This window comes from Actinoplanes sp. NPDC051537, from assembly GCF_055586105.1.
The window spans coordinates 342909-356721 of record NZ_JBVJIU010000009.1 but is presented as its reverse complement, the minus strand read 5'-3'; the positions used below and the strand labels follow the sequence as shown (position 1 = coordinate 356721).

The following is a 13813-nucleotide window of genomic DNA, read 5'->3' as shown; positions in this document are numbered from 1 at the left end:
GACGGCAATAATCGCGTGACGCACGCTGGGCCGATGACGACACCTCGGGTCTTCACCGTGGAGAACCCGGCGACCGGCAAGCCGATCGCCGACGTGGCCGACGGCACCGCCGCCGACGCGACGGCCGCCGTCGACGCCGCGGCGCGACGGCTTCCGGCCTGGTCCGCGACCCCGCCGCGGGAGCGCGGCGAGCTGCTCACCCGGGTCCGCGAGCTGATGCTGCGCGACGCCGGCGAGCTGGCCGAGCTGATCACCCGCGAGAACGGCAAGTCGCTCGCCGACGCGCGCGGCGAGGTGACCTACGCCGCCGAGTTCTTCCGGTGGTACGCCGAGGAGGCCGTCCGCCCGCACGGCGATTTCGGCTCCTCGCCCGCCGGCGGCACCCGGACGATCGTGACCCATCGCCCGGTGGGCGTCGCCGCCCTGGTGACGCCGTGGAACTTCCCGGCCGCGATGGCGACCCGCAAGATCGCCCCGGCCCTGGCCGCGGGCTGCACCGTGGTGCTCAAGCCGGCCGCCGAGACGCCGCTGACCGCGCTCGCCATCGCCCGGCTGATCGCCGAGGCGGGCGTGCCCGACGGCGTCGTCACCGTCGTGCCCACCACCGACGCGGCCGGCGTCGTGACCGCCTGGCTGACCGACCCGCGGGTTCGCAAGGTCTCCTTCACCGGATCGACCGGCGTCGGCCGCACGCTGCTGCGCCAGGCCGCCGACCGGGTCGTCAACACGTCGATGGAGCTGGGCGGCAACGCGGCCTTCATCGTGACGTCCACCGCCGACCTCGAGGCCGCGGTCGAGGGCGCGATGATCGCCAAGTTCCGCAACGGCGGCCAGGCGTGCACCGCGGCGAACCGCTTCTACGTGCACGCCGCGGTGGCCGCCGAGTTCACCGCCCGGCTCGGCGCCCGCGTCGAGGCGCTGCGGGTCGGGCCCGCGGACGACGGCAACGACATCGGCCCGCTCATCTCGGCCAAGGCGCTGGCCGGCGTCTCCCGGCTGGTCGACGACGCGGTCGCGCGCGGCGCGGTCATCACCCACCGCGCCGCCGCGCCCGGCGGCGACGGCCACTTCTACCCGCCGACCGTGCTCACCGGCCTGCCCGGGGACGACCCGCTGCTCGGCGAGGAGATCTTCGGGCCGGTCGCGCCCATCGTCGTCTGGGAGGACCGCGCCGACCTGCTCGCGATGGCCAACGACACCGAGTACGGCCTGGCCGCGTACGTCTTCGGCGAGCTCGGCGAGGCGCTGAAGATCGCCGAGTCGCTCGACGCCGGCATGGTCGGCGTCAACCGCGGCCTGGTCTCCGACCCGTCGGCCCCGTTCGGCGGCGTGAAGCAGAGCGGCATCGGCCGCGAGGGCGCCCGGGCCGGCCTCGAGGAGTACCAGGAGGTCCAGTACTTCAGCGTCGTCTGGTGAAACCTCCCGGGGCCGCCCGCAGCAGGGCCCAGACGATCTTGCCGTCGGCCAGCTCGACGTGGCCGAAGTGGGTGGAGAGGGTGGCGATGATGTGCAGCCCGCGTCCGCCGGTACGGGTGGTCACGCTCGCGGCCGGGGCGGGTGGCAGGGCGTGGCTGCCGTCCTTGACCGCGACCCGCAGGTAGGTGCCGGTGAAGCTGACGGTGACGTCGAAGTCCGTGCCGGCGTGGCAGATGGCGTTCGCCGCCAGCTCGGAGGCCACCAGCCGGGCGCCGTCGCGCAGATCCGGCTGGCCCCAGGTCACGCAGGCGTCGCCGACCACGTTGCGGGCGATCCGCACGTTCGCCGGGATCGGGGCGAAGCGCTTCCAGATCCAGAGGGGCGCGGAGGCCTGGGCGGCCAGCGCGGAGCTCTCGTACACGGAGACGTGCTTCCGGAAGGCGGCGAGACCGCCTCGCACCTGCGCGTTCGGAGCGCAGACCAGCAGGGGTACGCCCCAGGTGCGCCGCGCGTCGAGGGTGGCGGTGGCGAAGACGCTCAGCAGGGACGGCACCGCGTTGCCGAGCCCGGACAGGTCCAGCAGAACGGCCGCCGGGCACTCCGCGGCGGCGTTGCCGGTCGCCGTCCGGATCGGCGATATCGCCTCGGCGGTGAGCACGCCGTCGAGCTCCAAGGTGGTCATCCCACTGCTGATGTTCCTGTGGGTCGCAATCCGCATCATCTGTGGTGACTCGCCGTCCTCACCAAACAGCCCGATCCCACCAGGAAACTCCGCGCGGGGCCACACGGCAATCCGGCGTCCCCCGCCTGCGGTGGGCAATTCCAACAACTCCGACAATTCCGTCGCCGAGCGTCCGGGCGCGGGCGCTCGACCCGGTAATAGGGTGGCGGCCATGTACACGATGACGGTGAGCCGGCGCATCAACGTTCCGCGATCCGTGGTCTACCAGGCCCTGCTGGATCCGGCCGCGATCGCCGCGTGGCGGGTGCCGGCGGGGATGACCAGCCGGATCCACGAGTTCGACGCCCGCGAGGGCGGACGTCTGCGGATCTCCCTGACCTATGACGCGCCGACGGCGGTCGGCAAGACCGCCGCCCGGACCGACACCTACCGCGGGCACTTCGCGCGGCTGATCCCGGACGAGCAGATCGTGGAGGTCGACGAGTTCGAGACCGACGACCCCGACATGGCCCGGCCCATCACGGTGACCACCACCCTCACCGACGCCGGCGAGCAGGGCACCGACGTCACGCTCACCTACGAGGGGCTTCCCGACGGCATCCCGCGGGCCGACAACGAGACCGGAACACGCATGGCCCTGGACAACCTGGCCCGGCTGCTGGAGAAGCCCGCGGGCTAGCCGATACGCTCACCGCTCATGGCGCTCCGGATCGACCTGACCTTCGACGCGCGCGACGCCGAGTCGCTCGCCGAGTTCTGGAAGCTGGCGCTCGGCTACGAGGACGAGCCCCCGCCCGCCCCCTTCACGACCCGCGCCGAGTGGGTGGCGTCGTTCGGCGAGGACCCGGACGACGAGGGCGGCGCCGCGTGGCTGCGCGACCCGGACGGCATCGGCCCGCGGCTGGTCCTGCTCGACGTGCCCGAGCCCAAGGTGGCGAAGAACCGGTTGCACATCGACGTCCGCGTGGGCACCGGCCCCGACGCGTGGCCGCGCATCCGGGCCAAGGCCGGCGAGCTGGAGCGGGCGGGCGGCCGCGTGCTCGCGACGTTCGAGGGCCACCACATCGTGATGGCCGACCCCGAGGGCAACGAGTTCTGCGTCGGTTCCTAGGGTCCCCGGCCGGGACTATCGTGGAGATCCGGGCGCAGGCGTACCGAGGAGGCACCGGTGGTCCAACGTCAGGTCCCCAGGCCGGCCGAGATCTTCGAGCTCATGCGGTTCAAGAAGCCGCAGTTCGACGGGCGCACGCGTCGCCTCGAAGCGGCGCTGACCATCGAAGACCTTCGCGCCATCGCCAAGCGCCGCACCCCGCGCGCCGCGTTCGACTACACCGACGGCGCGGCCGAGGGGGAGCTGTCGCTGTCCCGCGCCCGGCAGGCGTTCCAGGACGTCGAGTTCCACCCGAACGTCCTGCGTGACGTCGCGAACGTCGACACCTCGGCCACCGTCTTCGGCGGCCCGTCGGCGCTGCCGTTCGGCATCGCGCCCACCGGCTTCACCCGGCTCATGCAGACCGAGGGCGAGACCGCGGGTGCGGGCGCGGCCGGCGCCACCGGGATCCCGTTCTGCCTGTCCACCCTCGGCACCACCAGCATCGAGACGGTCAAGGAGGCGAACCCGGCCGGTCGCAACTGGTTCCAGCTCTACGTGATGAAACAGCGCGAGATCTCGTACGCGTTGGTCGAGCGTGCCGCCAAGGCCGGCTTCGACACCCTGTTCTTCACCGTCGACACCCCGGTCGCCGGCGCCCGGCTGCGCGACAAGCGCAACGGGTTCTCGATCCCGCCCCAGCTGAGCCTGCGCACCATCGGCAACGCCATTCCGCGGCCCTGGTGGTGGTACGACTTCCTGACCACGCCCAAGCTCGAGTTCGCCTCGCTGTCCTCCACCGGCGGCACGGTCGGCGAGCTGCTCGACGCCGCGATGGACCCGACGATCAGCTACGAGGACCTGCGCGTCATCCGGGAGATGTGGCCGGGCAAGCTCGCGGTCAAGGGCGTGCAGACCGTCGAGGACGCGCGCAAGCTCACCGACTTCGGCGTCGACGGCATCGTGCTGTCCAACCACGGCGGCCGCCAGCTCGACCGCGCGCCCATCCCGTTCCACCTGCTGCCCGCGGTGGTCCGCGAGGTCGGCGCCGACGTCGAGGTCACCGTCGACACCGGCATCATGCACGGCGCCGACATCGTCGCCTGCATCGCGCTCGGCGCCCGGTTCACCCTGGTCGGCCGCGCCTACCTCTACGGCCTGATGGCCGGCGGGCGGCCCGGCGTCGACCGCGCGATCGCGATCCTCGCCGAGCAGATCGTCCGCACGATGAAGCTCCTCGGGGCACACAGCCTCGAGGAGCTCACACCGCGGCACGTCACTCAGCTCGCCCGCCTCACCCCTCGGACGCCGGCGTAAGACCGGGCTGACCGGCGGGTGATGACGCCGGGCCGGGCTCGGCCCCCGCCTGGCCGCCGGCGCCGTGGCCGGGAGTTGTCCCCGCCCGGCCGCTGTCGCCGTGGCCGGGCCACCAGGCCGCGTGGCCGAGCAGCGCGGTCAGGGACGGGACCAGGAACATCGACATGACGAACGCCGAGAGCAGGATGCCGGTGGCGACCGAGAAGCCGATCTGCTGGAGGAACGAGACCGGCGCCAGGGCCAGGACCGCGAAGGTGCCGGCCAGGATCAGGCCGGCCGCCGCGACCGAGGGACCGGCGTGGCGTACGGCCAGGGCCGCCGCCGTCCGCGGCGGGTTGCCGGCCCGCACCTCCTCACGCAGCCGGGCGATCATCAAGATGTTGTAGTCGGTGCCGATCGCGAGCACGAACAGGTACAGGATGATCGGCAGCTGGAAGGTGACCCCGGGCTTGCCGGCCACGCCCTGGAAGAGGTAGATGGCGGCCCCGAGCGTGGCGGCGAAGTTGAGCAGCACCGCGAGCACCAGGTAGATCGGCGCCACGATGCTCCGCAGCAGCAGGCCGAGGATGATCGCGATGAGCAGCGCCGCGACCGGCAGGATCACCGACAGGTCCCGGTTGTTGGCCGAGTTGATGTCCGCGTAGATCGCCGTGGTCCCGCCGACCAGCACCTTGGTGCCGGGTGGCGCGAGGGCGTGCAGGTCGGCCCGCAGGTGGTCGTGGACCAGGGTGATCGCGTCGTTGGAGGCGGGGTTCACGTCGAGCAGCAGGCCGAACCGGGCCACCGTGCCGCCGGCCGCCTTGACCGCCGGCTGGACGCCGCCGACGCCGTTCACCTTGGCGGCGGCCGCCGCGAACTGGTCGAGCTGGGCGGCGGTCAGCTGCCCGCCGTCGGTGGTCGTCAGGTAGGCCTCGGTCGGGTCGAGCGCGCCCTGCGGGAAGCCGCGCTCGAGGTCGGCCGCCGCCTTGGCCGACTCGGTCGTGCTCGGGAACCCGGCCGCGAAGTCGTAGTCGGCCTTGAACAGCAGGACCCCGCCGGCGAGGGCGATCAGCACCAGGCCGGAGGCGATGGCCGCGGCCGCCGGTCGCCGGCCGAGCGCGTCGCCGATGCGTACGAACGCCTTGCCTTTCGGTTCGCGCTTCCAGGCCTTGGAGGGCCAGAACGTGGCCGTCCCGATCAGGCTGACCAGGGCCGGGATCAGGGTGAGACCGGTGATCAGCATGACGAACACGGCGATCGCGAGGGCCGGACCGAGCGACCCGAACCCGCCGAAGCTGGCCAGTAGCAGCGCGAGGAAGGCGACGATGACCGCGGCCGCCGCCGACGTGATGACCTCGCCGACTCGTGCCACCGCGTACACCATGGCGGTCTTCTTGTCGTCGCCGGCGCGGAGCCGTTCCCGGAAGCGGAAGAGCAGGAAGAGGATGTAGTCGGTGCCGATGCCGTAGAGCACGATCAGCAGCAGGGTCTGCAGGCTCTGGTCGACGTTGAAGCCGAACGCCTTGCCGGCCGCCGCGATCAGGTGGGACGAGACCTCGAGGACCACCCCGATGACGAGGATCGGCAGCAGCGCGGCGATCGGGCTGCGGAAGATGAGCAGGATCAGGACGATGATCAGTACGAAGGTGGCCGTGCCGACCACGGTGAAGGCGGTGTTGAAGGTGTCGTTGTTGTCGACCACCTGGGCCACCTGGCCGGTCACGCCGGCGCTGAGCCCGGTGCCGGCCAGCGTTGTCCTGATGACGTCGCGGGTCTTGGTCACCGCGTCCATCTGCCCCTGATTGTCGGTCAGGGCCGCGGTGATCGGCACGTTGATGAGCTGGACGAGCTTGTTCGGCGCCACGGCCTGCGGCCCGGTCAGCGGCTCGCCGATGCCGGCGATGTGCGCGCCGGCGATCGCGGTGGCCAGCGTGCCGGCCCGGGCCTGGTCGGCCTCGGTCAGCGCCCCGCCGTCGGAGCGTTTGACCACGATGATCGCGCTGGATGTGGCCTGTTCCGGGAACGCGGTCTTGGCCAGGTTGATGGCCTGCACCGACTCGTACTTGTCGGGCAGGAAGCTGCCCTGGTCACCGCTGGTGATGTCGGAAAGAGCGGGCAACAGCCCGATGATCAGAAATGCTCCGGCGAGCCAGCCGGCGATGACCCACCAGGCTCGGCGTACGACGAATCGGCCCCATTTGTCGAACATGGACGTTCCTCCCCCGTTTTCGCTGCTCAGGCGACCTTGCGGCGATAGATGGCCATGGCGAGACCGTACGCGACGACGAGCACGCCGGCGCACCAGGCGAGCGCGACCCAGATGTCGCTGCCGACCGGCTGCTGCTCGAACAGCGCCCGGACCGAGTTGACGATGGCGGTGACCGGCTGGTTCTCGGCGAAGGCGCGGACCGGCCCGGGCATCGTCTCGGTCGGGACGAAGGCGGAGCTGATGAAGGGCAGGAAGATGAGCGGGTACGAGAAGGCGGTCGCGCCGTCGGTGGTGGACGCGGACAGCCCGGCGATCACCGCGACCCAGGTCAGGGCGAGCGTGAACAGCGCGAGGATGCCGGCCACCGCGAGCCACGCCAGCAGCCCCGCCGACGTGCGGAATCCGATGAGGAGGCCGACCAGCAGGATGGCCAGCACCGAGATCGCGTTGGACACCAGCGAGGTCAGCACGTGTCCCCACAGCACGGACGACCGGGCGATCGGCATCGAGTGGAACCGTTCGAAGATGCCGCCCTGCATGTCGTTGAAGAGGCGGAAGCCGGTGTACGAGATCCCGCTGGCGATGGCGATGAGCAGGATCCCGGGCATCAGGTAGTTGACGTAGTTGTCGGTGCCGGTCTGGATGGCGCCGCCGAACACGTAGCGGAACAGCAGCAGGAACGCGATCGGCAGGATCGTGACGGTGATGATGGTGTCGGCGCTGCGGGTCACGTGGCGCACCGACCGCCCGAGCATGACACCGGTGTTGCTGAGGACATGTGTGGTCATCGCTGGGCCTGCTTTCCGACGATCGACAGGAAGATCTCTTCGAGGGTGGGCTGCCGTTCGACCCATTCCTTCTTGGCCGGCGGGAGCAGTTGACGCAGCTCGGTCAGGGTGCCGTTCACGATGATCTTGCCCTGGTGCAGGATCGCGATCCGGTCGGCGAGCTTCTCGGCCTCGTCGAGGTACTGGGTGGTGAGCAGGACAGTCGTGCCGCCGCCGGCGAGGCTCTCGATCTCCTTCCAGACCTCGAGCCGGGCCTCGGGGTCGAGCCCGGTGGTGGGCTCGTCGAGGAAGATGACCGGCGGGTCGCCGATCAGGCTCATGGCGATGTCGAGGCGACGGCGCATGCCGCCCGAGTAGGTGCCGACCCGCCGGCCGCCGGCGTCGGTGAGACCGAAGCGCCCGAGCAGGTCGTCGGCGATCTCGCCGGGGTTCGGCACCCGTCGCAGCTTCGCGATCATGACCAGGTTCTCCCGGCCGGTGAGGATCTCGTCGACGGCGGCGAACTGCCCGGTCAGGCTGATCGACTCGCGCACCTGGGCGGCCTCGGACACGACGTCGAACCCGCCGACCGTGGCCGCGCCGCCGTCGGGTTTCAGCAGGGTGGCGAGGATGCGCACCATGGTGGTCTTGCCGGCGCCGTTGGAGCCGAGGAGTGCGAAGACGGTGCCGCCGCGCACCTCCAGGTCGACGCCGTCGAGCACGATGTGGTCGCCGAAGGCCTTGCGAAGTCCGGTCACGGCGATCGCTGTACTGGTCATTGTTTCCCTCCCGGGGGTTTGTCGGTCAGGCGCGGTGGATGGTGATGTCGCCGTACGCCGTGCGCCCGCGGACCTCGACGGTCTCGTCGGCCTCGTCCGGCTTGGTGGCGTCGTCCATGTGGTTGTAGACGTGGCCGAAGCCGGTGCTGACCTCGAACCAGGCGGCGGTGCCGGGGGCGATGCCGATGTCGACCTTCCCGGCCGCGCTGCCGAGCACCACCGAGCCCCGGACCAGCTCGCCCAGGCGGATGGGGCCGTTGGAGGTCTTCACGTCGACGCCGGCGCCGGCGTGCCCGACGTCGATGGCGCCGTTGGCGTTGCGCACCCGCACGTCGCCGGTCGCCGCGTCGATCGTGGTGTCGCCGTTGGAGTTCTTGGCCTCCACCGCGCCGTCGACCTCGCCGACCTGGATCTTGCCCGAGGCGGTGGAGACGTCCGCGTTGCCGGCGATGCTGCCGACGACGACGTTGCCGAGGCCGGTGTGCAGGCGCAGCGGCCCGGTCCGCTCGACCGAGATGTCGCCGGTGGTCCGGAGCCGGCACTCACCGAGCCGCCCGGCGCAGTGGATCTCGCCCATCTGGAAGTGCGCGTCGAGCCGGGAGCCGGTGGGCAGCTCGATGGTGACGTCGACCGACCGGCTCTTCTTGGAGAAGTCGAACAGGCGCTTCGGGCCGGTGATCCGCAGTACGCCGTTGGTGAGATCGACGCGGACCTGCTCGGCCGCCTGCACGTCGGACTCGTCGGACTCGTCGCTCGGGCGGATCTCCACGACGGTGTCGGTGCGGTCGCTCGCGACGACGCGCAGGTCGCCGACGCCGAGCTCGAGAGTGACGGAGATCGATTCGGGTGTGTCGAATTCAGGCATGGTTGTCCCCGCTCATCGTGGGTGGATGGTCTTTTTGCTGGTCAGCGCACCCAGCCGGTGAAGGACTGGGAGCTTCGTTTGGCGGCGGCCCGCGGCTCGGCGCGCGCCCCGCGGTCGGGCTGTTGAAGGCTGCCGGCGGCCGCCCGGACCAGCCAGGCGTTGACCGACCGGCCCTCCTTGGCCGCGGCGTCCTCGATCGCGGTCTTCAGCTGCTCGGGCATGCGCACGTTGATCCGCGCCACCGGCCCGTCCTCGGCGATCACCAGATCGTCGTCCGGGGCGGCCGGGGCCTCGGCCTCGACCCGCTCGGCGGCCGGCACGGTCACGACGAAGCTCGGGTCGCGTCCGCGCAGGCGCAGCTCGACCGACCCCGGCGCCAGGTCTCGGGTGATCTCCTCGGCCGCCGCCGACAGCGCGTCTAGCAGCGTCATCCGGATCGCCGACTCGAGCGAGCCGGTCAGGCGCTCGACCAGCGCACGCGCATCGTCACCGCCGGCCTCGGCCAGCGTGGCGAACTCGCGGCCGAGGCTGTTCACATACGTGGTCAACTCCATGACGCCATCGTGGCACACCAGTGGCACCAACGCAAGGCATCATGGCATCAAAGTGATGCCATGGCGGCATCACGGTGCCATCGCTCAATGGTTACGGGGTGCCTCGGCCCGGGTTTTGATGCCGCGCAGCATGCGCCGCATCATCGCGTAGTCGCCGAATTCCATCAGGAACACGGTGATCACCGTGCCCGGCCGCCGCCAGTCGTAGAAGGTGTTCAGGCGGCTGACCAGCCGGGTCCGGCCGCCACTCATCGGGGTCAGCCGCCAGGACCAGATGCGCGCCCGGCTGCGCCAGAGCAGCCAGTGCGGCGCGGCGAAGCTGTCCACGATGAACGACCGCCGCTCGGAGGGCCTCATCACCATCGGCAGCCACTGGCCTTCCTCGACGTGCTGCAGCTCGGGAACGATGAACCGGACGCTGGGCCGCCCGAAGTTGTCGAGCAGATCACCGGCGTACCAGCCGGCGCGGCCGCAGCCGACGTCTGATGCCGGCGCCGCCGCAGCGGAGCGACGACGTATCGGGGCAGATCGGAGGCGACGGCGGCGAGTTCGCGTACGAGATCGGTTGCCGTCGGAAGCGGCGGTGTCCACGTCTTCTCGGGCATCTTCATACCTTCCGATACTCGGCTAACCGACCGCGACCGCAAGAGCCCTCGTCGCGGGCCGGGCGGTCAGGAGGTCGACCAAACGCCGCAATTCCCCGGATCGGGACGCGTCGAGGAAGGCGCTGAGCAGCCGGTCCCGCTCGGCCGGGTCGACCGGCTGGCGCCGTTCCTCGCGCAGGTGGCGGCGCGCCCGGTGGGCCAGCTGCCGCGCGTTGGACTCGCCGATCGCGAGTGCGTCGGCGACGTCGCGGAACGGGTAGTCGAACGTCTCGTGCAGCACGTAGACGGCACGTTCGTCGGGGGAGAGCCGTTCCATCAGGAGCTGGATCGCGGCCCCGACCTCCTCGCCGCACTCGGCCTGGCCCGCCGGGTCGGTGGTGGTGGCGCCGGAGTCCGGCAGCCATTCCCCGGCGCACACCTCGCGACGGGCGCGGGCCGAGGTGACCGTGTTGAGCGCGAGCCGCCTCGTGACGGTCACCAGGAACGCGATGGGCGACCGGACCCCCGCCCGGTCGGCGGTCTGCCAGCGAACCCACGCGTCCTGGACGACGTCCTCGGCGTCGGCCGTGCGGCCGACGATCTGGTAGGCGACGCCGAGCAGCCGGGACCGGACGCTCTCGAACTCCGTCATCGTTCATCCCCCCTCGCCTCCGAGACTCGTCGCCGGCGCCGGCCGTCGAGTCCGCCAACTCGCCAGCCGGGCTCGCCAGTCACGACCGGCGGGCGGAACCGGGCCTGGCCGGGCCCGGCCGAGCCGGGCCGGGCCGATTGACGTGATCGGAAGGCCCGGATAGCGTCCGAAACGATGTCGACGAGCCCGGTGCTGCACGATCGACGCGACGAGCGCGACGCGCTGGATCGGCTCCTGGCGAACGTGCGGTCGGGTCAGAGTCAGGTGCTGGTCGTGCGCGGCGAGGCCGGGGTGGGCAAGTCGGCCCTGCTGGACTATTTGGTGCGAAGCGCCTCCGGCTGCCGGGTCGCCCGGGCGGCGGGCCACGAGTACGAGACCGAGCTCGCCCACGCCGGCCTGCATCAGCTGTGCGCCCGGTTCCTCGATCTGCGCGACCGGCTGCCGGCCCCGCAGCGAGACGCGCTGGCGGCGGCGTTCGGCCTGAGCCCGGCCCCGGCGCCGGACCGCTTCGTGGTGAGCCTGGGCGTGCTCGGCCTGCTCTCCGCGGCCGCCGACGACGAGCCGCTGCTCTGGGTGGTCGACGACGCCCAGTGGCTGGACAAGGCGTCCGCGCAGACGCTCGCCTTCGTCGCGCGCCGGTTGCTCGCGGAGTCGGTCGGGCTGGTGTTCGCGGTCCGCGAGCCGGTCCAGGTTCCGGAGCTCGACGGGCTCCCCGAGCTCGCGCTCGGCGGACTGGGCGACACCGACTCCCGGGCCCTGCTCGACTCGGCGCTGCCCGGCCGCCTCGATGAGCTGGTCCGCGACCGCATCGTCGCCGAGTCGCGCGGCAACCCGCTCGCCCTGCTCGAGCTGCCGCGGGGACTGACGCCGACCGAGCTGGCCGGCGGGTTCGGGGTGCTCGACGCGACGCCGCTGGCGAACCGGATCGAGCAGAGCTTCCGGCGGCGCCTCGACGCGTTCCCGGCCGAGACCCGGCGGCTGCTGCTGGTGGCGGCGGCCGAGCCGGTCGGCGACGTGTCCCTGCTCTGGCGTGCGGTCGACCGGCTCGGACTCGACGCCGGCGCGGCGGCGCCCGCGCAGTCGGCGGGACTGATCGACCTGCGCGGCCGGGTGCGGTTCCGCCACCCGCTGGTGCGCTCGGCGATCTACGGGACGGCCACCCTGCCCGAGCGGGAGGAGGCGCACCGGGCGCTCGCCGAGGCCACCGACCGCGACCTCGATCCCGACCGCCGGGCCTGGCACCGCGCGCACGCGACGACCGTGCCCGACGAGGACATCGCCGCCGAGCTGGAGGTCTCGGCCGGCCGGGCGGCCCATCGCGGCGGCATCGCGGCGGCGGCCGCGTTCCTCGAACGGGCCGCCGAGCTGACCCCGGAGCCGGCCGATCGGGGCCGGCGCGCCCTCATCGCCGCGAAGGCGACCTTCGAGTCCGGTACGCCGGAGGCCGCACACAAGCTGCTGTCGCTGGCCGGGTTGTGCCCCCTCGACGAGGTTCAGCGCGTGCAGCTCATCCGCTTGCGTGCGCGGATCGCGTTCGCCCTCCGGCGTGGCGGCGACGCCCCGGCGTTGCTGCTCGCCGCCGCCGACCGGCTGGCCCCGCTCGACGGCGAGTCCGGGCGCGAGGCCTACCTGGAGGCCCTCGAGGCCTCGATCTTCGCCGGCCGTCTCAACGACGGCGCCGGCCCGCCGGAGGTCGCCGCGGTCGCCCGGGACGCCCCGCCGGCCCGGCCGCCGGCACGGCCGATCGACCTGCTCCTCGACGGCCTGGCGACGCGGTACACGCGGGGCTACGTCGCGGGCGTGGCGCCGCTGCGCGAGGCCGTGCGGGCGTTCGGGCGCGACGACGGCGGCGACCAGCACGACGCGATCCGGTGGTTCTCGCTGCCCTGGATCGTGGCCGGCGATCTGTGGGACGACGAGGCGTGGCACCGGCTGGCCTCCCGGGCGGTCCGATCCGCTCGCGACGCGGGCGCGCTCATCTCGCTGCCGCTGGCACTGGGGCACCGCTCGGTCGTCCACCTGCACGCCGGCGAGTTCGGCGCGGCTTCGTCGCTGGCCGAGGAGGCCGAGACGATCACCGAGGCGACCGGCAACGCGCCGGCGCACTATTCCGCGCTGTTGCTCGACGCCTGGCGTGGCCGGGCCGGGGCGGCGGAGGACATGGACCGGGACTTCCGGAAGGCCGTCGCGCGGGGCGAAGGACGAGGCATCGGCGGGTACGGGTACGCCTCCGCCGTGCTGTTCAACGGTCTCGGCCGCTACGACGCCGCCCTGGCGAGCGCGCGACCCGCGTGCGCGTACGACGACCTGGGCATTTCCGGTTTTGCTCTGGTCGAGTTGATCGAGGCGGGCGCCCGGAGCGGCGCGCACGAGGAGGCCGGCGCCGCCCTGCGACGGCTCGTGGAGCGCACCGACGCCGCCGGCACCGACTGGGCCCTCGGCGTCCAGGCCTGGTCGACCGCCCTGCTGGCCGACGGCAAGGCGGCCGAGGCCTGCTATCGCGAGGCGATCGACCGGTTGAAGCGCGGGCGGATCGCCATCCATCTCGCCCGCGCCCACCTGGTGTACGGCGAATGGCTGCGCCGCGAGAACCGGCGGGCCGACGCCCGCGAGCACCTGGGCGCCGCCCACGACATCTTCGACCGGGCCGGCGCCGAGGCGTTCGCCGACCGCGCCCGCCGCGAGCTGCTGAGCACCGGCGCGACCGCGCGTAAGCGCACCGTCGAAACGCACGACACGCTCACGCCGCAGGAAGGCCAGATCGCGCGGCTGGCCCGCGAGGGACTGTCCAACCCCGAGATCGGCGCCCAGCTGTTCATCAGCCCCCGGACCGTGCAGTACCACCTGGGCAAGGTCTTCGCCAAGCTCGAGATCACCTCGCGCGGCCAGCTCGGGCGGCTGCCGCCGAGCCGGTTCTGA

The 13813-nt window shown here is 72.3% G+C and carries 13 protein-coding genes; 5 read left to right on the top strand and 8 right to left on the bottom strand.

Going from position 1 to position 13813, the window contains the following annotated elements; all coding sequences use genetic code 11:
• The first annotated feature begins 33 nt into the window (after nucleotides 1-33).
• Complete coding sequence (locus ACZ6TB_RS24045) at nucleotides 34-1416, top strand: NAD-dependent succinate-semialdehyde dehydrogenase (RefSeq protein ID WP_465557130.1); 1383 nt, start codon at nucleotides 34-36, stop codon at nucleotides 1414-1416.
• Here ACZ6TB_RS24045 and ACZ6TB_RS24040 read toward each other — a convergent pair.
• Nucleotides 1400-2098: an ATP-binding protein gene (locus ACZ6TB_RS24040; RefSeq protein ID WP_465557128.1), complete on the bottom strand. Its 699-nt coding sequence runs from the start codon at nucleotides 2096-2098 to the stop codon at nucleotides 1400-1402. The genes ACZ6TB_RS24045 and ACZ6TB_RS24040 overlap by 17 nt on opposite strands.
• A gap of 211 nt (nucleotides 2099-2309) precedes the next feature.
• Between ACZ6TB_RS24040 and ACZ6TB_RS24035 the strand changes: the two genes are divergently transcribed.
• From ACZ6TB_RS24035 to ACZ6TB_RS24025, 3 genes are read left to right on the top strand one after another with little or no spacing between them, the layout of a single operon-like run.
• Entirely contained in the window at nucleotides 2310-2777 is a 468-nt protein-coding gene (locus tag ACZ6TB_RS24035; RefSeq protein WP_465557126.1) for an SRPBCC domain-containing protein, read from the top strand.
• 18 nt (nucleotides 2778-2795) lie between these two features.
• Nucleotides 2796-3209 (top strand): VOC family protein, encoded by a 414-nt coding sequence (locus ACZ6TB_RS24030; RefSeq protein WP_465557124.1) that lies wholly within the window; start codon nucleotides 2796-2798, stop codon nucleotides 3207-3209.
• 57 nt (nucleotides 3210-3266) lie between these two features.
• Nucleotides 3267-4505 (top strand): alpha-hydroxy acid oxidase, encoded by a 1239-nt coding sequence (locus ACZ6TB_RS24025; protein WP_465557122.1) that lies wholly within the window; start codon nucleotides 3267-3269, stop codon nucleotides 4503-4505.
• Here ACZ6TB_RS24025 and ACZ6TB_RS24020 read toward each other — a convergent pair.
• The 7 genes from ACZ6TB_RS24020 to ACZ6TB_RS23990 all read right to left on the bottom strand — a co-directional run bounded on the left by ACZ6TB_RS24020 (nucleotide 4483) and on the right by ACZ6TB_RS23990 (nucleotide 10894).
• Nucleotides 4483-6693, bottom strand: a complete 2211-nt coding sequence (locus ACZ6TB_RS24020; protein WP_465557121.1) for an MMPL family transporter — start codon at nucleotides 6691-6693, stop codon at nucleotides 4483-4485. The genes ACZ6TB_RS24025 and ACZ6TB_RS24020 overlap by 23 nt on opposite strands.
• A 26-nt stretch (nucleotides 6694-6719) precedes the next feature.
• The gene (locus ACZ6TB_RS24015; RefSeq protein ID WP_465557119.1) at nucleotides 6720-7481 is read right to left on the bottom strand and encodes an ABC transporter permease; all 762 of its coding nucleotides are present in this window, start codon (nucleotides 7479-7481) and stop codon (nucleotides 6720-6722) included.
• Nucleotides 7478-8239 carry an ABC transporter ATP-binding protein gene (locus ACZ6TB_RS24010; RefSeq protein ID WP_465557117.1) on the bottom strand — a complete coding sequence of 254 codons (762 nt, stop codon included), beginning with the start codon at nucleotides 8237-8239 and terminating at the stop codon, nucleotides 7478-7480. The genes ACZ6TB_RS24015 and ACZ6TB_RS24010 overlap by 4 nt, the downstream gene beginning before the upstream one ends.
• 25 nt (nucleotides 8240-8264) lie before the next feature.
• Entirely contained in the window at nucleotides 8265-9104 is an 840-nt protein-coding gene (locus tag ACZ6TB_RS24005) for a DUF4097 family beta strand repeat-containing protein (RefSeq protein ID WP_465557115.1), read from the bottom strand.
• Nucleotides 9105-9145: 41 nt separating this feature from the next.
• Entirely contained in the window at nucleotides 9146-9658 is a 513-nt protein-coding gene (locus ACZ6TB_RS24000) for an Arc family DNA-binding protein (RefSeq protein ID WP_465557113.1), read from the bottom strand.
• An 84-nt stretch (nucleotides 9659-9742) separates the two neighbouring features.
• Nucleotides 9743-10249: a hypothetical protein gene (locus ACZ6TB_RS23995; protein WP_465557111.1), complete on the bottom strand. Its 507-nt coding sequence runs from the start codon at nucleotides 10247-10249 to the stop codon at nucleotides 9743-9745.
• 36 nt (nucleotides 10250-10285) lie between these two features.
• Nucleotides 10286-10894, bottom strand: coding sequence for a sigma-70 family RNA polymerase sigma factor (locus ACZ6TB_RS23990; RefSeq protein ID WP_465557109.1), 609 nt, complete (start codon nucleotides 10892-10894; stop codon nucleotides 10286-10288).
• Nucleotides 10895-11068: 174 nt separating this feature from the next.
• Here ACZ6TB_RS23990 and ACZ6TB_RS23985 point away from each other — a divergent pair, with 174 nt between their 5' ends.
• Nucleotides 11069-13813 (top strand): helix-turn-helix transcriptional regulator, encoded by a 2745-nt coding sequence (locus ACZ6TB_RS23985; protein WP_465557107.1) that lies wholly within the window; start codon nucleotides 11069-11071, stop codon nucleotides 13811-13813.